Below are 26,781 nucleotides of genomic sequence, written 5' to 3'. Positions count from 1 at the left end.
TTGCTTGATATTGTGTGACAGCGGTGTGACAAGTCTGGTGTATAATGGCAACAAAATGAATTATAATAGTAGAATTGGGCTTCTGCGATGGCAATAATGTATTCTGGATGAAGAGGAGGAATATAAAAATATGAAGAAAACAGGGATGAGGAAAAAAAGGTTCCTGGCGTTATTTTTAGCGTTGTTGATCGTGTTGGGGATGGTGGTGCCGTCATCCTATGATCTGGATTCTCTGGCAGAAGGGACGGCGGCGTCTTCTTTGGAATCCGATTCTTCGGAGACCAGTGCGCCGGAGACGACCGCTTCGTCCACGGAAGAATCGAGCACATCAGCGGAGCAGACGACCGAGGAATCGGGAACTGCGGCGACAAAAACGACTGAGCCGGAGACCGGTATTTCCTCTGATTCGGCGTCTCTGTTTGCGGAAAAAGGTGCGGGAGAAGCGATTCTGACTTTGACAACGGGCATCAATACGGCTCATCAGGGATATGTGGTATCCGGAGAAAAGATGACACTTAATTTGTCCTTCACGGTACCTCCTCTTTCCAGCGGCGAAAATTATAATGCCGGAATCGTGCAGATCGAACTTCCGGAAGGTGTCACAGTGGGACAGCTGGAAGGCGCTTCCATTTTTGAAAAGACGGAACAGATTGGCACTACATATCTGATGACGCTGTCAAGCCTTGAGTCCGGGCGCGCATATGAGGCTTCTCTGCCAATCCAGACTGAGAACTTCACTCTGGAGAACAACAGTACTCTTAACTTTCCCACTGTTTTCCGGGCTTCTTATAAAGTAGACGGTGAAGACCAGCCTAGGCAGATGGAGATTGAATCCACTCCCAGTATTACCGTAAAGGCTACGGATGGCTGGCGGGTAGAAAAATCAGTGGAGACAAAAGACGGCGAGGCTGTCATCAACAAGGTGACGGACGGCGGCACTCAGTATTATGAGGTGAAATATACAATAGACGCCATCAATCAGATGTCGGAAAATCCCACAGAAGAAGAAATGAAACAGACTGTCTGGAACCGGGAGGGCCGTCTTGACTTTGCCCAGTCGGAAGGGAAGCCTGTTTTTTCCCTGGTTGACGAGCTTCCGGCGAACACGCCTGCCGGCGGCGGAGCTACCGTGGTTTCGGTCGCTACGGCGGGGCGGGGAGTCCTTCGGGAGGGAACCGACTATGTGGTGAATAAAAATGGAGCAGGCGAAGCGTCTTCCATTGAATTCGCCTCTTTGGATCAGCTTAAAGAAACAGATCCCGATGAATATCAATATGTAAATGACGGTGCTTATATTGATACAAAATACACGGTAGTCCTTCGGTATCCGGTCAGCGCGTATCAGTCTTCGGCCGATGAGGATCTTTTGACCTGGACTCTTCAGAATACAGCGAAGCTTCACTACCAGCTGATTGGAGAAAATCCGGTGGATAAGTCTGCCGATGCGCAGATCATCCTCGGAGAATATGACGACAATACGGAATCCGCAGATATCGTGGTGGAGAAGTGGATTCAGGTGGGAACCATGGAGAAGCTCCTGGACGCGTCTGCTTCCAGCGACTATGGAACAGCCGCCTTCGGCCTTTATAAGACGGAGACGGGGGCGGCGGTAGCCAATGACATCCATAATAAAGCGGTCGGGAATCCGAAAGTCACAGGCAGCAACGGACAGGTGGTATTTTCCGGGCTTCTTGTCGGAAAGTCCTATTACCTGGAAGAGGTATCCGCGCCGGACGGCTTTGGAAGTGCGACGGCTGCCGGAAGAGTGAAGATCACTGTAAATCAGGATAAGAGCATCACAGTGGAGAATGCTCCGGAAGGGGTGGAGGTTTCCTCCGGTATCATAAAGGTTACGGACCGCACGGATATTCTGGGACGCCTGGAGTTTTATAAATATGGAAAGAACGCCTCCGGGGCGACTGCGCCGATGGAGGGTGTGACGTTTACGCTGACCAGCAAGACTGAGCCTTCCCGTACCTTTGAAGCTGTATCAGGGGAGGATGGGTATGTCTGCTTTGAGGCTGTTCCGGCTGGAGATTATATGCTTTCGGAAACAGCTTTGCCGGCGGGCGCAGAACCGGAATATGAATTGGGAGCGCCCAGGGAGGTGACGGTTGCAGCGGATACGGTGAACCATCCTTCCTGGAGCGACGAGGGAAGCACAGCGGAGAAGCCGGTATTCCTGAATCAGTCCCACTATGGATATCTGACAATCATAAAGAAGGATGAGGACACGGATCAGCAAGGAAAGGATATCCTGCTTTCGGGAGCCAAATTCGGCATCTATACCGATGAAGAGTGCCTGACCGCAGCGACGGATACAAGCGGGGCAGAAGTGATTCTTGTCACAGACGGCCAGGGAAAAGCTGCTTCTCCTATGCTGCCCGCAGGTAATTATTGGCTGAAGGAGCTGGAGGCTCCGGATGAGTATGTTCTGGATCCCACGGCCATTCCTGTGACGGTTGTCGAGCAGACGACTGTGGAAAAGAGCCTCACCAATGTAAAGAAGGTTCCACTGGTCATCAATAAGATCGGGGTATTGAGCGGCACAACCAGCGGGACTCCTTATAAAGAGCAGCTTAAGGACGCAGAATTTAACATTTACGATGCAGAGACAGGCGGTAATCTTCTGGGGACTCTGGTGACTTATCTGGATCCCACCGGACATTCGGTTTCCAAGATCAAGGGAACGGAGAATGAACAGCTTTTGCTGCCTGCCGGCACTTATTGGTATGAAGAGATCGCAGCGCCTGCCGGATATACGCAGATATCCGGGCGTCATGAGATAAGCATCAGCAAAGGCAATTCGGAAACAACAGTGGAAAATACCACCATCTTCGGCCAGATTCGTATCCGGAAGACAGACGCAGCCGACAGCAGCCGGAATCTGTCTGGAGCAGTGTTTGAGATCTATGACAACGAAATATGTTCCGGAACGCCGGTCGGGACCATCACTACAGACGGCAGCGGATATGGACTTTCTCCGATCCTGCCTGTGGGTAAGGCCTATTACCTGAAGGAAGTGACAGCACCTGCAGGCTATTCAGTCCTTACAGAGGTCATAAAGGGAACAGATGCTTCCGGGAACGGGACTGCGGACGGGAATGGTATTTTTGTGGCGGAAAATGCACAGACAGACGTGATCGTTTCCAATGCGGAAAAGGTGAGCATACGTGTTATCAAGAAGGACTCTGTGAGCGGCGGCGTTATCCGGAATGTGTCCTTTGGCCTTTATTCCGGTGTAGCTTGTACAGAGGATGATCTGCTCCAAAGAAAAAGTACGGATGTCAATGGCCTCTGTGTCTTTGAAGATCTGGAAGCAGGTGTTACTTATTATGTGAAGGAGCTTAGCACGCCGGATGGATATGTTCCGGATGATACAGTGTATCCGGTGACGACACCCGAGGCCAGCTCGACCGTAAAGAGTGTGGAGCAGGTGGTCAAGAATGTCCGCCTGGGCAAGCTGAATCTGCTGAAGACCTCCACGATGGACAATGGGAACACGCCGATGCAGGGTGTGAAATTCGGCTTGTATGAAGCGGTCTCCAATGGGAGCGGAGGTTATACGGCGGGGGCTCAGATCAAAGGCCTCGGCGGTATGGATGCCGATGGTTTTGTGACTACGGACGGGGACGGACGCGCGTCCATCGATGGGATTATTCCGGGCACCTATGTGTTAAAGGAACAGAGTGTGGCCGGATATCCGGAGAAGGAACAGGTGGTGACGGTCGTCGCCGGACAGAACCAGAATGTGAGCGGGGGCGGTGTGTATCCTTCCGGCGATACCGAGGTGGTCAATGTTCCTTCCATGGGTAAGCTGAAGCTCAAAAAGATCAGCTCCCTGAATCCGGATACGGCTCTTACGGCAGAGTTTAAATTATATGCCGAGAAGGATTCAACGAAGGGGAATGACGCACTGGCGGACGCAGACAGAGAGTATGAGGATACGGAAAAAGCTGCGCTCACAACGGTAAACGGCGTGGTCACTTCCGGCTGGCTGAATCCGGGAAAATATAAACTGGTGGAGACGGGCACGGCAGAAGGCTATGTCCTGGACAGTGCGCCCAAATATGTTACGATAACGGCAGGAGAGACAAACACAGAATATTTTGACGCTCCTGTTGCCAACGTGCCAAAAGGGAGGCTGGTCATCCATAAAACAGCAGAAATGGACGGCGCCGGCAGCAATTACAGGGGAGCGAGCTTTTCCTTATATAAAGTGGTAAACGACAATGAGACAGATTATGCCAGCGACAAGACGGCGGCGGCAACAGCCGTTACCGGCGCCGACGGAAAAGCCTCTATGGATAATCTGGATCCCGGCGAATACTGGCTGGTGGAAGCGGTTATTGAGAATTATCACGGGTTTACTCCGGTAAAGGTGACGATTCAGGCCGGACAGAACCGGACGGATCTGGGCGGCAGCGCCGTGACGGATACTCAGGTGGTAAACCGGCCCTCCAAGGGCAAGGTAAAGCTCAAAAAGGTGGATTCCACAGATCCTTCCAAGGGATTATCGGCTGTATTTGAGCTTTACCCTGAGACAGAGGCGACCAGCGGAGACGTCTCCCTGGCCGATGAGAACCGCATCTACAGCAGCATCTCTGCCGCTGAGCTTACAACATCGGCCTCCGACGGTACGGCTCTTTCCGGCTGGCTGGCGCCCGGACGGTATAAGGTGGTGGAAAGTTCTGTAAGCGGGAATTATGTGAAAGATCCGGAGCCTAAATATATTACCGTTGAAGAAGGCAAGACCAATACGGTGCTTTTTGACGATCCAGTGGAAAATGTTCCCATGGGGAGGATTTCCATCAAAAAGACGGCCCGGTTTAACTTGTCGGGCGACGGAGTCAGCGCCGGGAGCTTCAGCCGGTATGACCTCACCGGGTCGGTTTTTAAAATCTATGCAAAGACGGCAGATAATACCGATGCAGAGGGAAAATGTATCAAATCGGCGCTGGGAAATGCTTTGGATACGGTGGATATGACGGCATCGGCCACAGGCCTTTCTGCATATCTGGCGCCCGGTGAATACTGGGTGGTGGAGGACACGGCTCCGTCCGGATATCAGACGGCGGCTCCGGTTGCCGTGACTGTGACGTCCAATACCACCACCGCCGCAGATTCTCATCCTGGAGAGGCGGGAGCGGCAGCCTCTATTGACAATACGACGGATAAGGGACGGCTGCGTTTCTATAAGTACAGCAGAAACACAAACACTCTGCTCGACGGCGCTCAGTTTGAACTATATATCCTGGATAACGGCGCAGGTACGGAGTACACGCTGGATGACGGAACTGTGGTGAAGCTCAGGAAGATAGAGAAGAGCAGCTCTACAGATGCCAGCGGTATTATGGAGAGTGGCACCTCCGGCAAGGGCTCCGCGGTCACGGTGGATCTGGAGCCGGGAACCTATTATCTGCGGGAGACCAGCTTGGATTCTGTGAAACAGAGTACGGGGATTTCCAGCTGGAAATGGGAAAAGGAATGGACCGGTCCCGTGGAGGTAACGTCCGGGAATGAGGTAGTTGCTCCCAAGATCTGGAATTACTATGAGGTGAATGGAGAAGGCACAAAGACAGATGAGAATGGCACAGCACTGGCCGGCGCTTATTTTGCCGCGTTTGAGACGGCGGAGGCCGCTCAGACGGCACTCAGCTATTTGGACGGAATGGTGCTTGCCGGAAAACTGGATGAAGTCCGGACTCAGATGTCGACTCCTCAGGGGCAGGCCACGTTTATGGCCGCCTATAACGCCGCCGATATTGCGGCTTCCGGTTCTGACGGGACCTTCAAATTTACCCGCCTGGCTCCGGGAGGAACCTATTATATCATTGAGGTAGCTCCTCCTGCTGGCTACGGCCTTCCGGGTGCGGAAGATAATCTGAAACAGGTCACGGTTAAGGCCGGAGGCGGTTTTAATGAGAACCTTTCCTATCAGGACAAAAAGCTTGGAAAGCTGCAGGTCATTAAATACACGACTCTTAACGGTGCTGCGTTTGCTGTGGAAGGCGTAACGGTCAATGTGTACCGGGCAGTGGCGGCCGACGGCGGATCCTATACGGCAGCGGATGGAAAAACCTATAATAAGAAAGAAGAGACTCCGATCGTGTGGGGGACCACTGGGGCCGACGGCCTTTATACGTCGCTGCTCATACCGGCGGGAGTCTATATTGTAGAAGAGGATATCAGTAATCTGCCCGACTCGGTGGGAGCCCCGGATGATCTTTCAGACACCTACCGGATCGTAGTGGTGTCTCAGGGAGCTGTCAACGATACTTATGCACAGATGATGGACGGCTCTGGATTTAAAAATCCGGCCAGCTACGGGAAGTTCCTTTTGAAGAAGGTGAGCTCTCTGAATGAAAATACTCTGGTGGGGGCAACCTTTAAGCTTTATAAAAAGAATCCGTCCACAGGAGCGTTTGATGTCCCCGTACAGGTGAAGGATGCCGGAGGCAGTCTGACCGATTATATCATCACGACCAGCACAGATGCAAAGGCGCCGGTTGTGGAATCCATTTATCTGGAGCCGGGGGAATATGAACTGGTAGAGCAGACGGTGAACGGCCGGTATACTCTGGACAGCACACCAATCCCCGTGACCATCCGTGCCGGTGAGATCACCGGGGCGGGAAATGCTTCCGTGACGGATAAGAATAGTCCGCTGGTGGCAGAAAATGTTCCTCAGGGCACTTTGAGCCTCGAAAAGCTGGGAGCTTTCGGAGACGTGAAGGAGGGCCTGAAGGGTGTGACCTTCAAACTCTATAAGAGAACAGCGGCGAATACGGATAGTTACGGAAATATAGCTGACGAGACCATCAATATGGATGGTCTGAGTGATACGGATAAAGTAAAGGATATCACCACTGGAAATAACGGAAAGGTGACGGTAACGGGGATTGACGGCGGACGCTACTGGCTGGTGGAGACCGGCGTAGGGGCAAACTATCATTATCAGCTGTCCACACCGGCTTATTCGGCAGGAGTCGTCATCACACCAGGGCAGACTGTCAGTCTGACCGGAGAGAATGCGGTCGTCAATGATATCAATGCCGGAAAGTTTAAATTGAACAAGATCTTCAGCTCCGGCAGTACCAATGCTTCCTTTAAGGTGGAAAAGAAGGTAGATGACGGCGCAGGAAACGTAACCTATCGAAATGCCAAAAAGGGATGGGACAGTACAAAGAAAGAGTACACCTACAGTGCCTACACCTTTACGACCAGCGGCTCCTATACTTCGGAATATCTGGAGCCCGGCGTATACCGCATTACAGAGACCGGTACCACTTCAGGGGATTATAAGCTGGCGGAGCCTTTTGAGGTGACGATCGTGGCAGGAGCCGTGACCACTGCAGCAGATACGAAACCGGAGGGAATATCGGACGGTGCGGACGCCATTTTAATCACAAATATCAAACAGGGATCGCTGGAGCTTGAGAAGCAGGGTATCTTCATGGGCAGCAAGATTGAGAACCTGTCCGGCGTGACGTTTGAGCTGTATGAAAAGACGGCGGAAAACACGAACTCAGACGGCAGCTGCAAGACAGATGCTCTGGGAAGCCCAGTGACTGTAAAAGTAAACAATGCGGATGTGACGGCCATCGTCACCGGAACCGGCGGCAGAGTGACTGCCAGTCATATCGATCCCGGTGAATATTGGCTGAAGGAAACAGATCTGGGCACCCATGACGATGACGGGAAATACAGCCTGGATGGGCTTGTACCCATGCAGGTGGAGATCACCTCAGGCGCTGTCACGAAACTGACCAGCGATGCCGGTGCGCTGGGGGCTGTCACCAATACGGTCAAATATGGAAAGCTCCAGATTACAAAAGTGGATCATCATGACCATGGGACAAAACTGAATGGGGCCGTATTCAGCATTCACCATTTGGCAGACTGTTCGGATGCTTCCCTGGGAAGCTTAACCACAGCAGGACAGGGTACGGCCATTTCCGGCCTTCTTCCGGCGGGGACCTATTACCTGAAGGAGGAAAGCGCTCCGTCCGGGTATCAAGCCTCCCAGGAAATCTGGGGACCCTATACGGTTTTGGAAAACCAGATCACCACGGCAGATGACAGCGGAAATTCGATGATCACCAATAAGAAGGAATTCTCCATTGAAGTGGTGAAGCAGGATTCCGATGTGGCCTCCACCCTTTTGGACGGAGCCGTATTTGGACTCTATGATTCCCAAGCGGATGCAGAGGCGGACGCGGCGGATCTGAATGGGGGCGGGAGCGCATCCCGGTTTATTCAGAGCAAGACCACGTCCGGCGGGAAAGCCGTTTTCAGCGGTTTGACCATAGATGCTTATGATGATGCGAGCCATGGACCGGCGAGCAGCCAGACTTATTATCTGGTAGAACTTACGCCTCCGTCCGGCTATGCGGCTGATTATACGGTACGCCCGGTTGTGGTCGCCTACAGCGGGAGCGTGACAAAGGTAACAGAGAACGTAACCAATGAGGCCCTGGGAAAGATCCGTCTTAAGAAGGTGGTCACCTGGGACGGAGCGACACGGAACCTGGGAGATGTGGGCTTCAGCTTCTATCCTGTATCGGGAGAAGGAGTAACCCATGCCGCCGGAGCGGTTCCTGCCGATACGAAGACGACGGATATAAACGGTGAGCTGACCACGACATCTCTTCCCGCGGGTTATTATGAGGTGGTGGAGACCAGCACGCCGGACGGCTATCAGGCCTCGGCGGTTTCCAGATGGGTATTGGTGGAAAATAAGAAGATCAATGAGACTCTTTACAATACTCCCATAACGAACGTTCCCGTGAAGGGAGATTTCAAGCTGGAGAAGATCGCCAGTGACGGAAGTTCCGTAGGCGGCGCGAAGTTCTATTTCTATAAGGAGACTACTCCCGGAAACTATGAGCTGGCCGATCCTTCAAAGCCCACTTTTACAGTGGAGTATAAAGACGGAAAAGCTATTTATACGTCCGGAATGCTGGAGCCTGGGAATTACAAGATTGTGGAGGCGGAAGCGCCGTCCAAGGACGGAGTGGATTTCACGGTGTCTGCCGAAGAGCGGTATATCACCATTACGGCTGGTACGACCCAGGATCTGACCGGTGACAATGCCTTTAAGAATTATCCGAAGATGAGCATCGTCCTCACCAAAAAGGGAGATGTGAAGAACGGTTCTCCGCTGCTGCCCGGAGCCAAATTCCAGCTGTACGCGGATTCTGATCTGAAGACAGAAGTAGGAGACCCGGTGATGACCGGTGACCAGGGTACAGCCACATGGACGGGAATTGATGCCGGCACGTACTATATTAAGGAAATTGAGGCTCCCGACGGATACGGTGTGACGGCTGAGGCTAAAATGATCGTAGTACCGAAGGTATCCCGCCTGACGGATCTGGTGGTAAATTTCGGCGACTGGACAGATGAAGCCAATGCAGGCCGCCTGCTCATTCGGAAGACAGATGTGGACGGCTCTCAGATGCTTAGCGGCGCCAAATTCAATATATACGGGGATAATGGAAGCGGTTCTTATACGGTGCTGATGAACGAAGCCCCTCTGACTACGGACGGCACAGGCACGGCGCTTTCCGGGCTGCTGCCGGCGGAAGCCTTTGGTACCCAGTACCGGGTGGTGGAAGTAAAAGCACCGGATGGCTATACACTGGACGATGTGTTTGAACCTATTTCTCAGATGGTGACGGTGTATCCGGACCATACTCCTGTTTATGAAGCTTCGGGGCTGAACGAGAACGTGGTGACGTTCCGGAATAAGACACAGGGAAGCATTGGGCAGTTTTCGTCCGATGTGAAAAAAGAGATTAAGGACAGCGACGAGGCATATACCACAGGAACTGTAAATGCGGATGAAAGTCTCCTGTTATCCGGGTACACAGTAAACTTCCGTGTGACCGGGCTGTCAAAAGGAACCAATGACCTGCCGGCGGATTCCTTCACGGTGACGGATGAGAATATTAAGCTTTACACCATTGACAGGACTGGAGGCGGAATCCAATATGTGGAGAAGTCGGCGGATGACCGGGATTATACCATCGATCAGGTGGTGATCCATGCGGCGTCCAACCAGGATGCCTCTGAGAAGGTGACGGCAGAGCTTCAGTATAAGACATCCTTGGGCAGCGGCCAGTGGCTGACGAAGATATCCGGTCTGGATCTGACCGGCAGCCAGACGGTGGACCTCTCCGGGGACCACGCGGCGGCCATCCGGATCGTCTATGGAAACGTACAGGCCGGATTCAAGGCGGAAGCAGGCTTTGAGATGCAGGTGACCTTTGTGAAACGGGAAGGTGACATGATTGGCGCCGATATCCCCGAGGTGCGGCGGATCACCAATACGGCTGCCATTAACTGGGCTTATCAGTATAAGGATGCGGAAGGAAACGAAAAGCCTCAGAGCGGAAGTGACGAGAGCAATGAGGTGGAAGCTTTGATTCCCGCCTCCACATCTGTCCTTCCTCAGGTGAAGCTGACCAATAAGATTACCAATATGAAACAGTCCGGCGTGTTCTATACCGGGCAGTCGGTGAATTTCCAGGTGGATGTGGTGAATGTCCAGAATATCGACAACAACGCGCCAAACTTTAAAGCGCCGATGGTGGCGGTGGACCTGCCGGCATATACCAGCCTGGATACGGACGGCACAGGGAATGGATTTACCATTTATCAGACAAAGCTGGTGAACGGAGTGGCTCAGAAAGTCGAACTGAAGCTGGGCGATGACTACACTCTTCAGGAGGAGGAGACAGCCGCCGTTATCGGCATGGAGGGCGGTACGTATGTGACCAGTGACTCTCTGAAGACAAAACGTTATGTCTTTAAATTTAACGAGGGAGTTTCTCTGAGCCCGGATACGGAGGCAGGAGAAAATTCCGGCCTGACCATCAGCTATAAGGCAAAGATTGAATACAGCAAGCCGACTACACAGCTGAACTTGTATTCGCCAGCCTTTTTAAGCAGTACGTATCTGCTTCCGGCGTCCCAGGAGAACCCTCTTGGTCTCAGCTTTACCGGATATCAGGCGTCTACACAGAACAATGATGAGTTGGATGATGCGGTAGGCTCTGATCTGGAATACCTGAATCAGCCGGTTGGCGTGACCGTTCTGAACGATACACAGATCCAGCTGGTGAAGACGGTCAGCGACAGTGCGGACACCGGATTCTCGACAGCACAGGTGAATGTATATCCGAATCAAAATGTTTATTATGATCTGACCCTTTACAACAATTCCGATACGGCCGTCAGGACAGCCCGATATGTGGATATCCTGCCCTTTAACGGAGATTCCTACGTGTTCCGGAGCGGCGGGGGCACTACGCTCAGACAGACGACCATCCAGAACGGGGCCGGCTATGAAGAGATGCTCCTGGAGGCGGTAGCGGCTCAGGATGGAAACGCAGTCATCTACTATTTCGTGGAAGACGGCGGCAGCCTGGCCAACAGCTGGTCTTATGCCAACAGGCAGAATCTGAGTGCGGAAGCGGAGCTTCCGATGCTGTATGAGGCGTCCGGAGATGTCTGGAATGCAAAGAACGGAGGCCATTGGACCACGCAGAAGCCTTCCGATATGAGTCTTGTGACAGCGGTTGGCGTGGAAGTGAATTTCCCGGAGAGCGATCTGCTTCAGCCGGGAGAAAGCTACAGTGTGAAGCTGACCATGAAAACACCTGGTTATACGGCGGATAAGATTGAAGAGTACGCCGATGCGGTGATGGCCAATTCCGCTGCCGCGGCAGTGCTGAGAAGTACGGAGACAGCCATCAATCCCACCAGGGATATCGTGGAACCGAACAAGGTGCTTGTCGGACTGAGCCTTCCAAAAGGAAGTATTGGAGACTATGCCTGGTATGATTTCAACAACAACGGCCTCCAGGACGACGGGGAGGAATCTGCGGCGGCAAATGTGAAGGTGGAATTGTATCAGACTACGCTTACAAAGCATGGAGATACGGTATACCGGTCCGACGAAGTCAAGATAAAAGAAATGAACACAGACGGCATGGGGCATTATCTGTTTGAGAATCTGCCGTGTAACTATCTGAAAGACGGCGCGGCGGAAGGCTCCGTGGATCCTAATGATTATGTGGGCGGAACCATATACTATTATCGGGTGAAGTTCAGCATTCCGGCGGATCACGCGGCAACGCTGCGGTATGCTGGACAGGACGCTGAAGGAGCCGAGTACAGGACAGACAGCAATATAGATACAGACGGCTGGACCGACTATCTGGTGCTCCGGATCCTGAACCACGAAGTGGATGGCAGGGATGTCATCTATGGAGAAGAAAATCTGGATGTGGATGCGGGATACGTGGTTTCGGTCGCCCTCGGTGACAAGGTGTGGATCGACGAAGACCATGACGGCCTGCAGGGGCCGGATGAACCGGGACTTCCAGGAGTCCTTGTGAAGCTGTACCAGGTGGACGGAACAGATTCAGAGGTAAAAGACGGAGCGGTGCCGGTCGATACCGCCATGACGGATGTGAACGGAGAGTATCTCTTCGACAAACTGCCTCAGGGCTATTACGTGGTGGAATTTGACGTCCGTGCGCTGACTACCGACGGATACACCTACCGCTATGCGTTTACTGCGCCGGATGTGACGGACAGCAAGCTGACCACGCCGGACGATTCCGATGCCGTATATCCGGCAGACGAAACCGGACGGGTGAAGCGGACGACCGTGATTCCTCTGTTCTTTGATCAGAATGAGGAGATTGAACAGGCGGGGAATAAGACCGACCGGACTTGGGACGCAGGCGTCTGGGTTTACAGCGCGCTTGGCGGATATGCCTTTGAGGATAAGAACTACAGCAACTATCAGGATATCACCACCGACAAGATGGACGGTCCGCTGCCCGGAACCGTTGTGAAGCTTTACAAAGTAGAAGACGGAATCCGGCAGGATACGGCACTTAGGGAGGCCATAGTAGGAGACGACGGCAGATATTTCTTTGATGAACTGGAGGCCGGACAGTATCAGGTGTTCTTCCAATTCCCTGATGGGTATACGGCTGTGGAGTCGCCGGATGGAGTAAAGAATCCGGATACCAACCTGTCCGATACCGACGATTCCGACTGCTGTATCTTTGAGAACGGCGATTACACCAAAGGCTATACGGAGATTATCACGCTGGGTTACAATACGGTAGATAAGACATGGGATGCCGGCGCCAATAAAAAAGGCGCTTTGGGCGACTATGTATGGTTTGACACGGATAAGGACGGTATCCAGGATGAAGATGAGGAGCCGATCGCGGATGTGACAGTGAAGCTCCAATACCGCATGGGAGATGATGACGAATGGAAGATCTACCCCGGCGGAGTGACGAAGACGGATGAAAATGGACGTTATCTGTTCACAGGCCTTAAGGGCGGTGAGGATTATCCAATCCAGTACCGGGTTGTATTTGATTTTGACGATCCGAACACGACGATCACAATCACCAATTCCCGGACGGATAAGCAGGGTGACCGGAGCGTGTCCCTGACGGAAGGCGAAGCGGCGGAACGGGATTCTGATGCTTTGGGATTCTATATTTCCAACCTGGGCTATGTGACCACTACCATCACTCTGGGATACGGGGAGACGGATCTTACCTGGGATGCGGGAGTGGTGAAGACCACCTGCGGCATGGGTGACTTCGTATGGTATGATAAGAACCGGAACGGCATTCAGGATGAAGGCGAGACCGGCGTGGGAGGCATTCCGGTGGTTCTGGAAATGAATCCTACCGGTGAACTGGACAACGAAGAAGCCTGGGTGATCGTCGGTACGACCACGACCAACGAGAGCGGATATTACCGCTTCCTGGATCTGGATAAGGGGTATTACCGGGTGCGCTTCCAGATTTCCGATCCTTACATCGTTACCCTTTACAATCAGGGAAACGGCGACAATGCCTATGAGTATGATTCCGACGCCACGAGGCTGGCGGGGGATGACTGGTACTACAGCAGGATCTTCTATCTGGAAGATAATCAATACGACTGGAGCTGGGATGCGGGCCTTTACCTGAAATCTGATATACCGACGGTTACCGTAAAACAGTATAATAAGGGGCCCAAGAAGGTGATCACCACCTATCGGACGGTCTTCACCGGCGACAACATGGATATTTTCCTCTGGTCCCTGCTTGCGTCGGCCGCGGTGGTAGCCATCGGCGTAATCTTGTATGAGAAACGGAGAAAAAGGAAACAGGCGGAAGAGCAGGATTGACCAACTATTTAAAAGGCAGCTGCCGTGGGAAAAATCCCGCGGCGGCGGCCTTTCCCTAAAATTTGTCAATTGTTTTTGGAAAAAAACCATATTTTTGTGATTGCGATGTGATTCTCCGATGCTATGATTAAGACAGAAAAAAGGAAATAGGATGATGACCAGGTTTCCGGCGCGGCAGCCGGCACATCGTAATGATAAAGAGAGGAATGATAAGTATGAAGAAAAGGATAAAAGCGTTGGTACTAGTGCTCAGCATGATGATTGCCTGTTTGGGTGTTTCCGGCATCACAGCCGGAGCGGCGAGCTTTTCTGTAGCTCCCCAGATTTCCGACAGCCCGGATGCCCAGAAGTTTGTGATCACCAATGGCGGTGCGGATGATAATTTTATTTTCGAGGGCCAGAGCGTGTTTGTGGCGGGCGGTCAGAGCCAGGCAATCACAGTGGCAGGCTCCGGAAGGATGACGATCGGGGTTTCCAGAGAGTCTACGGGGGAAAAGGTTTTTGTGAATTCCCTGAATGAGCATTTCGTGACCATATACAGCCAGTACGGAGACAGTGCTCCGACAGTTTCAGGAACTACCTCCGTTTCTTTAGATGAAGGACAGAAAAGAGTCAGCGTGGATGAGATGGTATCGAGCGGTTCTGATGTTTACCGCTGTGCGAACAACAGCGCGTTCGTATCCTATGGAAACGCGTCGGTGACCTTCCAGTATGCCAAGGTGCAGCAGGATCCCAGGACGGTAACTGTTTATTTTATCGATGAAAACGGATATTCCATCGGAAACGATCAGTTTCAGATTGCCCCCAACGGAAGCGCAGTATATAATGTTCCGGCTTCCATGACGGTAAACGGCAAAAATTATAACCTGGCATCCGGCCAGCCGGCCAGCATCAGTCAGGATTACAGCAATACAACGGCTTCTTATACGGTGATCTACCAGGGTGAGGCACAGAAGCCTTCAAGCCCCTATACCATTTCCGTGCGCTATGAAGACGCGGATACAGGAAGGCTTCTAACAAACAACACCGTTACCGTCCCGGTGGGCGGAGCCGTAAATTACGAAGTAGCGGCGTCTTATGTGACGTCGGACTATTCGGAGTATCAGAGAGCGGCGGGACAGCCTTCCGTGATCACTCATACATCCGGAGAATCCACCAGAAGCTATACGGTGCTGTTCACAAAGGTGGCGGGCCAGAATCCTTATACCATCAATATCCGGTGTATCGATTCCGTGACGGGGACTCTTTTGGAGTCGGCGTCTCAGACCGTAGAGGTCAACGCGACTGTATCATATAGTCTGAAAAGCAGCCTGAGCTACAAAGGGAACGAATACCTGCTGGCGAGCGGCCAGGGTACGGAGATCAGACACTCTTTTGGCGGTTCTCAGAGAACCTATTATGTATATTACAATCAGGTGGGAGCAGAAATTCCCAGCGAGTACGGGGTGACGGTCCGCTATATTGACATTACCAGCAACAGCACCATCCATACGGAAACCATGACTGCAGCAGGCGGGCAGAACCTGACGATCGGTGTCCCCACCAGCTATCAGTCCGGCAGTGAAGAATACGTGCTGCTGTCCGGTCAGAGCGATTCTGTCAGCCACAATTTCTACAGCCCCAGAAGGACATATGCGTTCTACTTCCGGAATGTAAACGATACGGCAAATGAGAACGCTCAGGTAAATGAAGTGGTTGAAGTCGTGGAAATCGCCGGCGAGCAGGTGGAGCAGGTGGTAACCAACGTGGTGACGCCGCCGGCAGAGGAAGGCGGAGAGCCTGAGACGGTTATTTATAATGAAAACGGCGAGCAGATAAATGAAAACGGCGAACCTGTGAACATTCCGGATGAATCGGTGCCGGCAGGCCCTACCGTACCGGAGACGACAGAAGAAGAGACAGAGCCGGAAACCGTGCAGATTGAGGATGAGACAGTTCCCATGGCGCCGGCCGTTCCTTCCGCGGGAACCCCTGCGGGCCTGATCGTAGGTATCTCTCTCGGAGTGCTTGCACTGGTAGCAGCAATCGCCGCTTTTATCATAGTGAAAAAGAAGAAAAAAGAAGAAGCCTGAGACCGGCGTCATAAAGCGGAAAAGACAGGCGATGAACAGATTTAAGATAAGATCATAAAATGCTGCGGGACGGCAGAAGCCGGACCGCAGCATTTATTTTACTTAATAGGTATACCTTTGAATACTTTTTAAACATTTTCTTTGTTTGATTTACAAAGCAAGAAAAAATCCGCTACCATCCAGGCGGCTCGCTGGCAGCCGTAACCAGCATCTTTACGGCCTCCGGTCGGTCCTTTCCAACTGACATGGATAAATCGATATTTTTCCATGTCAGATTCCAATAAAAACCTGCATGAGATTCGGTTTTTACCTCCCTGCGGCCGGGAAGATCCTGCTAACGCCTTGCGGCGCTCGCCTTACGATGGAATCGGATCCTTCTTCTTGCTTTTTCTTCCGCACCGAAATAAGCTCTCATCTGTTGTAAAATCTATTGGGGCGGCCCACCGCGGCTCGCAGCCATAAGGCGCACGAGCCGTGTGGATATCCAATTCTTTTCTGGAATCGTTAGAACGGAAATCATCCGAAATGGTGCGGAAGGGAGAGCACCGGCAGAAAGATTCCGGGCCGGCCTAAAGGTGAGCGCCGCAGAGCAGAGGCCGGTGTTCCCCAGGCGGAGGAAGGCAGAAACGGAAATACCGATATCGTTTCTGAGCGAACCGGAGGCAGGAAATCATAAAGGTTTCCTGCCGACATGTGAGCGGTACTTCTGGAGCGGGGATAAAGCGGCCCCTGCATCGCCAGCGAACCGAAATCGTGACGGCCCGGAACTTCTGCCAGTGCCTATAAATGGAGCTTAAAGGAAGTTCCTCGAAAATAATTCCAGAAAATGTTTTGTATCATAATTTAGAGTATCCATATCCGTTTACAAAGGCATCGATTTTTTGCCCGCTCTGGCAGAAGGGACAGTTCCCGAAATCATACGCCTGGTAACCGGGGATGTCTCTCGGCGTAAAGGCGGAAACGATGGGGAAGCCCTTGATCTCGTCTATCGCGCTGAACAGGGAGCAGATACCGGTCACGATTCCGCCGTAATAGTTGATACATTCCAGGCTCCGGTTGATGGTCTTGCCCGTCGTGGTGGTAGCTAACAGAAGAAGTACATGTTTATTCCGGACGGCCGGGACGATATTGTCCCGGAATACCATTTGATTGTTGGTATTCAGCTCCGGAGTAATGATGTACACGGTTTCATGGGTGTTGGTGGAAATAAAATCATGCTTTTCCAGCTCCTCGGCCATGAATGCGCCGACTACCTCACAGCCGTCCATGCAAACAATCGTATCGATGACCGTGGTATTAATTATCTTTGCCACCAGGGCTTTTGCCACCTCAGATGCCTCGCTGCATCTGGTCTTAAGCCCTGTCATGTCGATATAATAGTTGACGTGAGAGTGACTGGTGGCGAAATGTCCTGGAATGACCCGGAGAATGACCTTTTTGTTATCCTTTGAATAATATTTCATGCTGCGCATTTCCATAAAACAGCCCCCTTTCTAAGAATTTTATGGTTTCGTATTCTATATTTCGTTACTTTTATTGTATCGTATATACGAGCGTTGCGCAATGAATATTCAGCGAAAACATGAAATATTATATAATAATCTAAGAATAAATAAAGAGGGATTAAATATACAGAACCTCTGCGCTGGGACGGACGAAAGAAAAGCAGGTCGAAAGTTGGACTTGCGTAAGAGGAAGCTTCCGGTTATACTTATTAGTTAGAGAGTTATCCGGTGTGATAGAAGGAGATATACATGAAATGGAAAAAATATACCATTGATACCACTACGGCTGCGGTCGATCTTATCAGCAGCATGCTGGAGGAACAGGGAATCGAGGGAATTGAGATCGAAGATAATGTGCCGCTCACAGAGGCAGAAACAAAAGGGATGTTCATTGATATCCTTCCGGAGCTGCCGCCGGATGAGGGGAAAGCAAAGGTATCCTTTTATCTGGAGGGAGAGGAAAGTGACGCCGCCGTCCTGGACGGAGTGAAGGATGGATTGGAAGAGCTGCGGATGTTCGTGGAATTAGGAGACGGGAGTATCGTCTGCACCGAGACGGAAGACAAGGATTGGATCAATAACTGGAAGCAGTATTTTAAGCCTTTTACGGTGGGAGATATCCTGATCAAGCCGACCTGGGAGGCCATTCCGCAGGAGCATGGAGACAAGCTGATGATAGAGATCGATCCGGGGACCGCGTTTGGAACAGGAAGTCACGAGACGACTCAGCTCTGTATCCGTCAGCTGCAAAAGTATCTGAAGCCGGGAGATAAAGTGCTGGATATCGGAACCGGAAGCGGGATACTGGCTATTACGGCTCTTAAGCTGGGAGCGGGATACGCGTTTGGAACAGATCTGGATGAAAACGCGGTATCGGCTGCCAGAGAAAACGCCGGGGTCAACAAGATTCCAGAGGATCAGTTTGTGCTGGAGACAGGAAACATTATAGAGGATGAGGCGCTGCAGGAGAAAGCCGGTCATGACGCGTACGATGTGGCTGTGGCCAATATCCTTGCGCCGGTCATCATCATGCTCCAGGGGGAAGCGGCGCGCCATTTGAAACAGGGCGGCATCTTTATCACTTCGGGAATCATCAATACGAAGGAAGCCGATGTAAGGGCGGCCTTTGAGGCCAATCCGGAATGGGAACTCCTGGAGACCACATATCAGAACGATTGGGTGTCAATTACTGTAAAAAGGAAGTAGCCTATGTATTTATTTTTTGTAGACGGCCATGCCATCGGGGAGAATGAGGCTGAAGTCACGGGGCCGGATGTCAATCACATTAAAAATGTCCTGCGAATGAAGCCGGGGGACAAGGTTCGGATCAGTGACGGAGAGAAGCTTTGCTATAACTGCGTCATCAAGGCGTTCCGGGAAGCCAGTGAAGACGGCGGAGAAGCCGTTTTGCTGAAACTCCTGGAACGGGATGAGGATGGGACGGAGCTGCCGGCGGAGATCGTGCTCTATCAGGGTCTTCCGAAGGGGGACAAGATGGAGCTGATCATCCAGAAAAACGTAGAACTTGGTATAAAAAGCATTATTCCTGTGAACACAAGGCGGGCTGTGGTGAAGCTGGATGAAAAGAAAGCGGAGGCCAAGAGAAGACGCTGGAATGCCATTTCAGAGAGCGCCGCGAAGCAGTCCAAGCGGACGGTGATACCAGAAGTGAAGGCAGTTATGGATTTTAAGGCGGCCATAGATTCGGCGGCAGACTTTGACTGTAAGTTGTTTCCGTATGAAAATGCGGAAGGGATGGGATATACAAGAAAGATACTTTCTCAGGTCATTCCTGGCACCAGAACGGCAATCTTTATCGGGCCGGAGGGCGGGTTTGATGAGGAAGAAGTGTCCTATGCCAAAGAGAAGGGGTTTGTGCCCATCACCCTTGGCAGAAGGATTCTCAGAACAGAAACGGCCGGGTTCACTCTTCTGGCGGCGCTCATGCTTCAGCTGGAAAAGTGACAGGGAGGAAAAAGCGATCATGGAAGCATATCTGGATAATTCCGCAACTACAAAAGTCTTTGGATCAGTGAAGGATATCGTCGTGAAGACGATGATGGAGGACTATGGAAATCCGTCCTCTCTTCACAAAAAAGGCGTGGAGGCGGAACACTATGTAAAAGAAGCGGCGGAGGCGGTGGCGAAGACCTTAAAGGCAGCACCGGCAGAAATCATCTTTACCTCCGGCGGGACAGAATCCAATAACATGGCTATCATCGGCGCCGCCAGGGCGAACAGGAGAGCCGGGAAGCATATCATTACCTCCACCATCGAGCATGCGTCTGTCTATAATGTGTTTGGCTATCTGGAGGAGGAAGGATACCGGGTCACGTACGTTCCGGTGGATGAAAACGGCCATCTGAGGCTGGACCAGCTGGAAGCGGCCATAGACAGTGAGACGACTCTTGTTTCGGTGATGTATGTAAATAATGAGATTGGCTCTGTAAATCCCATCGGGAGGATCGGTGAGATTATCAAAAAAAAGAATCCGCGGATTCTCTTTCATGTGGATGCCATACAGGCATATGGAAAATACCGTATCTGTCCTAAAAGGGAATCCATCGATCTTTTATCGGCCAGCGGCCATAAAATACACGGGCCGAAGGGGGTTGGATTTCTTTATGTGAAGGCCGGGACCAAGATCGTGCCGGTGGCGTTCGGAGGGGGACAGCAGAAGGGGATGCGCCCCGGGACCCACAATGTGCCCGGTATTGCCGGCATGGGAGAGGCGGCCAGGGAAATCTATGAGAACCATGAAGAAAAGATACGGGTGATGTATGAGCTTAAAAAGCGGTTTGTGGAGCTAATGGAAGGCCTGGAAGGCGTATCGGTCAACGGACTTACGGGAGAGGACAGCGCTCCCCATGTGGTGAGTGTCAGCTTTGAAGGAGTGAAGAGTGAAGTCCTCCTCCATGCTCTGGAAGACAGAGGGATCTATGTATCCTCCGGTTCGGCCTGTTCCTCCAATCACCCCGCCGTCAGCGGGACGCTTAAAGGGGTCGGGGTCAGGAGAGAGCTTCTGGATTCCACATTGAGGTTCAGCTTCAGCGTTTTCACTACGAAAGAGGAGATACAATATTGCGCGCAGGTACTGGAGGAGCTTCTGCCCGTACTGCGCAGATACAGGAGGATGTAATATGTTTGCTCATGATTCTATATTCCGGGCTTTTTTAATAAAATACGCGGAGATCGGCATCAAAGGAAAAAATCGCTATTTATTCGAGGACGCCCTTTTGAAGCAGATTCGCTTTGCCCTCAGGGAAGTGGAGGGAGAATTCTTGGTCCGGAAGGAATCCGGGCGCGTCTATGTGGAGGCAAAAACGGAATTTGACTTTGACGAAGTCGTAGAGCACCTTAAATATGTGTTTGGCATCGCCGGCATCTGCCCCATGGTACAGTTCGACGACAACGGTTATGAAGATTTGAAAGAAAAAATCATCGAATATGTAAGGATGGTGCATCCCGAAGGGGATTTTACTTTTAAAGTTCAGACTAAGCGGGCGAATAAAAAATATCCCATGGAATCCAACGAAATCAACGCAGGTCTTGGAGAAGCCCTTCTGGAGGAGTTCCCTACGTTAAAGGTGGACGTACATGAGCCGGATGTGTTCTTTTATGTGGAGGTGAGAGAGCGGATAAACGTATACTCTAAGATCATTCCCGGCCCCGGCGGGATGCCCGTCGGCACCAGCGGAAAGGCGACGCTTTTGTTGTCGGGCGGGATAGACAGTCCTGTGGCCGGGTGGATGGTGGCAAAGCGCGGCGTGAAGATTGACGCCGTCTATTTCCACGCGCCGCCCTATACCAGTGAGCGGGCCAAGGAAAAGGTGGTGGATCTGGCAAAGCTGGTATCCAGATACGCGGGACCGATGGACCTCCATATCATCAATTTCACGGATATCCAGCTGTATATTTATGACCAGTGCCCCCACGAAGAGCTGACCATCATCATGCGGCGCTATATGATGAGGATCGCGGAGGCTATTGCAGAAGAAACGGGATCTCTGGGACTGATCACGGGAGAGAGTATCGGGCAGGTGGCTTCCCAGACGCTTCCCAGTCTGGCTTGTACCAACGAAGTCTGCCATATGCCGGTATTCCGTCCGGTCATCGGATTTGACAAGCAGGATATTGTGGATATCGCACAGAAAATCGACACTTTTGAAACCTCTATTCAGCCCTTCGAGGACTGTTGCACCATTTTTGTGGCTAAACATCCGGTGACCAAGCCGAATCTGAAGATCATACGCCGTTCAGAAGAAAAACTGAAGGAAAAGATAGACGAGATGGTGAAAACCGCCATAGAGAGCAGGGAAATCCTGCGGATTCCAGAAGACAGGGCATAAAAAAAGCCTGCGGGGGATCTTCCCGCAGGCTTTCGGAAACATTCAATCAATCAAATAAGGCTTCAATGTCTCCATGATGGCGTCCACGTTGTCTTCTGCATGGATGTTCAGGTCAATGGGCTTTGACAGATCCAGGCTGAAAATACCCATGATGGATTTTGCATCGATGACATAACGGCCGGATACCAGATCAAAATCGAAATCATATTTGGTCAGATCATTTACAAATGATTTGACTTTGTCGATGGAATTTAAAGAAATACGAACCACTTTCATGAAACTGCTCCCTTCTGTATCTATTATCAAGGTCCGGCTGCGGGACCTCGTATGTATCTTTTATAATACTAGCCATAATCGGGGCAAAAGTCAAGAGGAGCGGAAAAGAATTACCTGCATGATAAAGGAATTTTACGAAGAAAGGACTGCGTCTATGGAGAATCGGAAAAAACGGGCGGCCCTCCACAACTTAGGCTGCAAGGTCAACGCGTACGAGACGGAGGCTATGAAACAGCTTCTGGAAGAGCATGGCTATGAGATCGTATCCTTTGAAGAGGAAGCGGATGTTTATCTGATCAATACCTGCAGCGTGACCAATATGGCGGACCGGAAATCCAGGCAGATGCTTCACCGGGCAAGGAAAAAAAATCCCCATGCCGTCATTGTGGCGGCGGGCTGCTACGTGCAGTCGGCGGGAGAGGAGATCGTCCGTTCTAAAGATGCGGATCTGGTCATCGGGAACAACCAGAAGGCGCGTCTGCCCGAGCTTCTTGAGCCCTTTTTTGAGGAAGGAAGTGACCGGGAAAAAACGGGGGGAAGCCATCCTGCGGATTCTTTTGTGATCGATATCGCCCATACCTCGGAATATGAGGAGATGGCGCTTAAAAAGACGGCGGAGCACACCAGGGCGTTCATAAAAATACAGGATGGCTGCAATCAATTCTGCAGTTATTGTATTATTCCCTACACAAGGGGAAGAATCAGAAGCAGAAGGCCGGCGGATGTCCTTTCAGAAGTACGCCGGCTGTCAGAGGCCGGTTATCGGGAGGTGGTGCTGACCGGTATTCATCTTTCTTCTTATGGAAAGGATCTGGAGGAGAAGATATCTCTGCTGGAGATCATCCGCATGGTCCATCAGATTCCTGGGATTCAGAGAATAAGACTGGGCTCTTTGGAGCCGAGGATCATAACAGAGGAGTTCGTGAAGGAACTGTCTTCAATGGAAAAGGTCTGCCCGCATTTTCACCTTTCTCTTCAAAGTGGGTGCGATGCCACGCTCAGCCGCATGAACCGCCATTATACTACGGAAGAGTATTATGATAAATGTAAGCTGCTGAGGAAATATTATGAGCATCCTGCCATTACTACGGATGTCATCGTAGGATTTCCAAAGGAGACGGAAGAAGAATTCAAGGACACGCTTCTGTTTCTGCGCAAGGCCAGGTTCTATGAAATGCATATATTTAAATATTCCAAAAGGCATGGAACGAAGGCAGCGTCTATGTCGGGACAGGTGCCGGAGGAAACAAAGACACTCAGAAGTCATCTGGCCCTAAAGCTGGAGGCGAAGCTGTCGGAGGAGTTCCGTTACTATTACATGGGGAAAACAGCGGAGATCCTTTTGGAAGAGCCTCACGCCTTTGGGAAAGATGTCTATATAACCGGATTTACCAGAGAATATGTGAAGGCGGCGGTGAAGCTTACAAAAGAAAATAAAGAGAAAATGCTCCCGGGAAGGCTTATAAAGGTGAAGATGACAGGCGTCCTGGGAGACGGACTTTTGTCGGCCGAATGGACGCCCTGACTAATAGCTTCGGGCCGGATTTTAGGCGCCGGAGAAAAAACAGCTTGATAGGCCGGGGGATTTGTATTAGAATAGATGGTACAAGCATGTAAGGACGTGAAAAAATGGGAGATATACACAGAACACAATATTTCAATACATCGCAGGAAAATCAAATGGAGGCCGGTGAGATTCTGGCAAAGGTTTATCTGGCTCTGACGGAGAAGGGTTACAATCCGATCAATCAGATCGTCGGGTATATCATGTCGGGTGACCCCACATATATTACCAGCTATAATAATGCCAGGAGCCTCATAACAAAGCTTGACAGAGATGAGATACTGGAGGAATTGGTGCAGGTCTACATTGAGAGCAAGCTGAAAGGCTGAGTATCATATGATGCGTATAATGGGACTGGATTTCGGTTCCAAGACAGTTGGAGTGGCTGTCAGCGATTCCCTTGGAATCACGGCTCAGGGCGTGGAAATAGTTAGAAGGCCGGATGAGGGTAAGCTGAGGCGTACTTTGGCGCGTCTGGAGGAACTGATCGCAGAATATCAGGTGGAAAAAATCGTTGTGGGCTACCCAAAACACATGAACGGAGATGTCGGTGATCGGGCGGAGAAGTCAGAGGCCTTTGCGGAGAAGCTTAGGACCAGGACGGGCCTTCCGGTGGAGCTTTGGGATGAAAGGCTTACCACGGTGGCGGCGGACCGGGTCATGATGGAAGCGGGGATTCGCAGGGAGCACAGAAAAGACTACGTGGATAAAATAGCGGCGGCGTTGATTTTACAGGGATATTTGGATTCCCTGTGATTTTGTTGTGGAAAGATTGGTGAGAATATGGAAGAGATGGTAGTTCTGACTTCAGAGGATGGAGAAAAGCTGCCTTGTTACGTGCTGGAAGAAACCAGAGTAGCAGGCTGCGATTACGTGCTTGTAACAGATTCCGAAGAAGGCGACGGCGAATGCTATATTCTGAAAGATGTCTCGAAACCAGAGGAAACGGAAGCGTTGTATGAGATCGTAGAAGATGAGAAGGAACAGCAGTATCTGGCTAAGATCTTCAATGAGCTTCTGGAAGATGTGGATATCGAGTAAATGAAAAGCGTTGTTCCGGCGGAAGGCCGGAAAAATAATTAAAATTCTGAACGGAAAGTTAGAGAGGTGTATTTTGAAACAAACAGGAAATTCCAAATTGAAAGTCATCCCGCTCGGCGGATTGGAGCAGATCGGGATGAACATGACTGTCTTTGAATACGAAGACAGTATTATTGTGGTGGACTGCGGGCTGTCCTTCCCCAGCGACGATATGCTGGGTATCGACCTCGTCATCCCGGATGTCACGTATCTGAAAGACAATATCCAGAAAGTGAAGGGATTTGTTATCACCCATGGACATGAGGATCATATCGGCGCTCTGCCCTATGTCCTTCAGGACATAAACGTACCGGTCTATGCCACAAAGCTGACCATGGGCATCATTGAGCATAAGTTAAAAGAACGGGGTATGACCAAGTCCACAAAGAGAAAGGTCATGAAATACGGCCAGTCGGTGAACCTGGGATGCTTCCGGGTGGAGTTCATCCGCACCAATCACAGCATCGCAGACGCGGCGGCTTTTGCCATCTTCACACCGGTCGGCACAATCGTGCATACTGGAGACTTTAAGATTGACTATACGCCGGTATTCGGAGATCCGGTGGACCTGCCCCGTTTTGCGGAGCTGGGAAAAAAGGGAGTGCTAGCCCTGATGGCCGACAGCACCAATGCCATCCGGGAAGGGTTTACCATGTCGGAGCGGGCCGTAGGCCGGACCTTTGACCGGTTATTTGAGGAAAATAAGGATAGGAGAATTTTGGTGGCCACCTTTGCGTCCAACGTGGACAGGGTGCAGCAGATCATCAACTCCTCTTACAAATATGGACGGAAGGTAGTGGTGGAGGGCCGAAGCATGGTCAATATCATCGGCATCGCCAACGAGCTGGGTTATATCAAGATCCCGGATTCGACCCTGGTGGATATTTCTCAGATGAACAATTATCCGCCGGAGAAAACGGTGCTCATCACGACCGGAAGCCAGGGAGAGTCCATGGCGGCTCTTTCCAGAATGGCCGCGGATATCCATAAAAAAGTATCCATCAATGCCAACGATGCGATTATTTTCAGCTCCACCCCGATTCCCGGCAATGAAAAGGCTGTGGCTCAGGTCATCAACGAGCTGTCTGCCAAGGGAGCGAAGGTGATCTTCCAGGATACCCATGTATCGGGCCATGCCTGCAGAGAAGATCTGAAGCTCATCTACTCTCTGGTGAAGCCGAAATTTGCGCTGCCCGTGCACGGCGAGTACCGGCATCTGATGGCGCAGGCGGATATTGCACAGGAGATGGGAGTGCCGGAAGATAACATTTTCATCATGCGTTCCGGCAATGTGATGGAGCTCACCCAGGACAGCGCGCAGGTGACCGGAAATGTGACGGCAGGTCCTGTGCTGGTAGATGGCCTCGGAGTGGGAGATGTGGGAAACATCGTGCTGCGTGACCGTCAGAACCTGGCTCAGAATGGCATCATCATCGTAGTGCTGACTCTGGACCGCCACAACAGTGAGCTGCTGGCGGGTCCGGATATCGTATCCAGAGGGTTTGTCTATGTCAGAGAGTCGGAGAACCTGATGGAAGAAGCGCATACAGTCGTAGAAGACGCGGTCCAGAAATGTCTGGACAGGAAGGTCAGCGACTGGGGGAAGATCAAGGCGGTCATCCGGGACAGCCTCAGTGACTATATCTGGAAGAAGATGAAGAGGAATCCTATGATTCTGCCCATCATCATGGAGATCTGAGAAGACCAGGAACACGGC

The 26,781-nt window shown here is 51.4% G+C and carries 14 protein-coding genes; 12 read left to right on the top strand and 2 right to left on the bottom strand.

The window, feature by feature from the left end:
- Nucleotides 1–130 precede the first annotated feature (130 nt).
- The 3 genes from H9Q78_RS03515 (at nucleotide 131) to H9Q78_RS03505 (ending at nucleotide 17,087) form a co-directional block, all read left to right on the top strand.
- Entirely contained in the window at nucleotides 131–14,218 is a 14,088-nt protein-coding gene (locus H9Q78_RS03515) for a SpaA isopeptide-forming pilin-related protein (RefSeq protein WP_249303624.1), read from the top strand.
- Between the two features lie 215 nt (nucleotides 14,219–14,433).
- The gene (locus H9Q78_RS03510) at nucleotides 14,434–16,290 is read left to right on the top strand and encodes a hypothetical protein (protein ID WP_249303622.1); all 1,857 of its coding nucleotides are present in this window, start codon (nucleotides 14,434–14,436) and stop codon (nucleotides 16,288–16,290) included.
- Between the two features lie 476 nt (nucleotides 16,291–16,766).
- Nucleotides 16,767–17,087, top strand: coding sequence for a hypothetical protein (locus H9Q78_RS03505; RefSeq protein WP_249303621.1), 321 nt, complete (start codon nucleotides 16,767–16,769; stop codon nucleotides 17,085–17,087).
- Between the two features lie 39 nt (nucleotides 17,088–17,126).
- On the opposite strand, the gene H9Q78_RS03500 is transcribed toward H9Q78_RS03505, so the two are convergent.
- On the bottom strand, nucleotides 17,127–17,768 hold the full coding sequence (locus H9Q78_RS03500; RefSeq protein ID WP_249303620.1) for an orotate phosphoribosyltransferase: 642 nt from the start codon (nucleotides 17,766–17,768) through the stop codon (nucleotides 17,127–17,129).
- A 276-nt stretch (nucleotides 17,769–18,044) separates the two neighbouring features.
- Between H9Q78_RS03500 and prmA the strand changes: the two genes are divergently transcribed.
- From prmA to thiI, 4 genes are read left to right on the top strand one after another with little or no spacing between them, the layout of a single operon-like run.
- Nucleotides 18,045–19,001 carry a 50S ribosomal protein L11 methyltransferase gene (prmA, locus tag H9Q78_RS03495; RefSeq protein ID WP_249303619.1) on the top strand — a complete coding sequence of 319 codons (957 nt, stop codon included), beginning with the start codon at nucleotides 18,045–18,047 and terminating at the stop codon, nucleotides 18,999–19,001.
- A gap of 3 nt (nucleotides 19,002–19,004) precedes the next feature.
- On the top strand, nucleotides 19,005–19,760 hold the full coding sequence (locus H9Q78_RS03490) for an RsmE family RNA methyltransferase (RefSeq protein WP_249303618.1): 756 nt from the start codon (nucleotides 19,005–19,007) through the stop codon (nucleotides 19,758–19,760).
- Nucleotides 19,761–19,779: 19 nt separating this feature from the next.
- Nucleotides 19,780–20,934, top strand: a complete 1,155-nt coding sequence (locus H9Q78_RS03485) for a cysteine desulfurase family protein (RefSeq protein WP_249303617.1) — start codon at nucleotides 19,780–19,782, stop codon at nucleotides 20,932–20,934.
- 1 nt (nucleotide 20,935) lies between these two features.
- Nucleotides 20,936–22,144: a tRNA uracil 4-sulfurtransferase ThiI gene (thiI, locus tag H9Q78_RS03480; protein WP_249303616.1), complete on the top strand. Its 1,209-nt coding sequence runs from the start codon at nucleotides 20,936–20,938 to the stop codon at nucleotides 22,142–22,144.
- Nucleotides 22,145–22,186: 42 nt separating this feature from the next.
- Here the strand turns inward: thiI and H9Q78_RS03475 are convergent, their stop codons facing one another.
- The gene (locus H9Q78_RS03475) at nucleotides 22,187–22,420 is read right to left on the bottom strand and encodes an HPr family phosphocarrier protein (protein ID WP_249303614.1); all 234 of its coding nucleotides are present in this window, start codon (nucleotides 22,418–22,420) and stop codon (nucleotides 22,187–22,189) included.
- Between the two features lie 118 nt (nucleotides 22,421–22,538).
- On the opposite strand from H9Q78_RS03475, the gene mtaB reads away from it, so the two are divergent.
- The 5 genes from mtaB (at nucleotide 22,539) to H9Q78_RS03450 (ending at nucleotide 26,763) form a co-directional block, all read left to right on the top strand.
- Entirely contained in the window at nucleotides 22,539–23,945 is a 1,407-nt protein-coding gene (gene mtaB, locus H9Q78_RS03470) for a tRNA (N(6)-L-threonylcarbamoyladenosine(37)-C(2))-methylthiotransferase MtaB (protein WP_249303613.1), read from the top strand.
- A 104-nt stretch (nucleotides 23,946–24,049) separates the two neighbouring features.
- Nucleotides 24,050–24,313 (top strand): IreB family regulatory phosphoprotein, encoded by a 264-nt coding sequence (locus tag H9Q78_RS03465; protein ID WP_147595504.1) that lies wholly within the window; start codon nucleotides 24,050–24,052, stop codon nucleotides 24,311–24,313.
- Nucleotides 24,314–24,323: 10 nt separating this feature from the next.
- Nucleotides 24,324–24,740, top strand: coding sequence for a Holliday junction resolvase RuvX (gene ruvX, locus H9Q78_RS03460; protein ID WP_249304718.1), 417 nt, complete (start codon nucleotides 24,324–24,326; stop codon nucleotides 24,738–24,740).
- 27 nt (nucleotides 24,741–24,767) lie between these two features.
- On the top strand, nucleotides 24,768–25,025 hold the full coding sequence (locus H9Q78_RS03455) for a DUF1292 domain-containing protein (protein ID WP_147595505.1): 258 nt from the start codon (nucleotides 24,768–24,770) through the stop codon (nucleotides 25,023–25,025).
- Nucleotides 25,026–25,095: 70 nt separating this feature from the next.
- Nucleotides 25,096–26,763, top strand: a complete 1,668-nt coding sequence (locus H9Q78_RS03450) for a ribonuclease J (RefSeq protein ID WP_249304717.1) — start codon at nucleotides 25,096–25,098, stop codon at nucleotides 26,761–26,763.
- Nucleotides 26,764–26,781: the final 18 nt, after the last annotated feature.

Origin of the sequence: Qiania dongpingensis (assembly GCF_014337195.1) — a bacterium.
Lineage (GTDB): Bacteria > Bacillota > Clostridia > Lachnospirales > Lachnospiraceae > Lientehia > Lientehia dongpingensis.
The sequence above is the reverse complement of the archived record's forward strand: the minus strand, read 5'-3'. Positions and strand labels throughout refer to the sequence as shown.

Bases quoted from the DNA above. Each gene is read 5' to 3' on its own strand.
- prmA (WP_249303619.1), top strand. From the start codon at position 18,045: ATGAAATGGAAAAAATATACCATTGATACCACTACGGCTGCGGTCGAT.
- H9Q78_RS03465 (WP_147595504.1), top strand. From the start codon at position 24,050: ATGGGAGATATACACAGAACACAATATTTCAATACATCGCAGGAAAAT.
- thiI (WP_249303616.1), top strand. From the start codon at position 20,936: ATGTTTGCTCATGATTCTATATTCCGGGCTTTTTTAATAAAATACGCG.
- ruvX (WP_249304718.1), top strand. From the start codon at position 24,324: ATGCGTATAATGGGACTGGATTTCGGTTCCAAGACAGTTGGAGTGGCT.
- mtaB (WP_249303613.1), top strand. From the start codon at position 22,539: ATGATAAAGGAATTTTACGAAGAAAGGACTGCGTCTATGGAGAATCGG.
- H9Q78_RS03475 (WP_249303614.1), bottom strand. From the start codon at position 22,420: ATGAAAGTGGTTCGTATTTCTTTAAATTCCATCGACAAAGTCAAATCA.
- H9Q78_RS03515 (WP_249303624.1), top strand. From the start codon at position 131: ATGAAGAAAACAGGGATGAGGAAAAAAAGGTTCCTGGCGTTATTTTTA.
- H9Q78_RS03500 (WP_249303620.1), bottom strand. From the start codon at position 17,768: ATGGAAATGCGCAGCATGAAATATTATTCAAAGGATAACAAAAAGGTC.
- H9Q78_RS03510 (WP_249303622.1), top strand. From the start codon at position 14,434: ATGAAGAAAAGGATAAAAGCGTTGGTACTAGTGCTCAGCATGATGATT.
- H9Q78_RS03485 (WP_249303617.1), top strand. From the start codon at position 19,780: ATGGAAGCATATCTGGATAATTCCGCAACTACAAAAGTCTTTGGATCA.
- H9Q78_RS03455 (WP_147595505.1), top strand. From the start codon at position 24,768: ATGGAAGAGATGGTAGTTCTGACTTCAGAGGATGGAGAAAAGCTGCCT.
- H9Q78_RS03490 (WP_249303618.1), top strand. From the start codon at position 19,005: ATGTATTTATTTTTTGTAGACGGCCATGCCATCGGGGAGAATGAGGCT.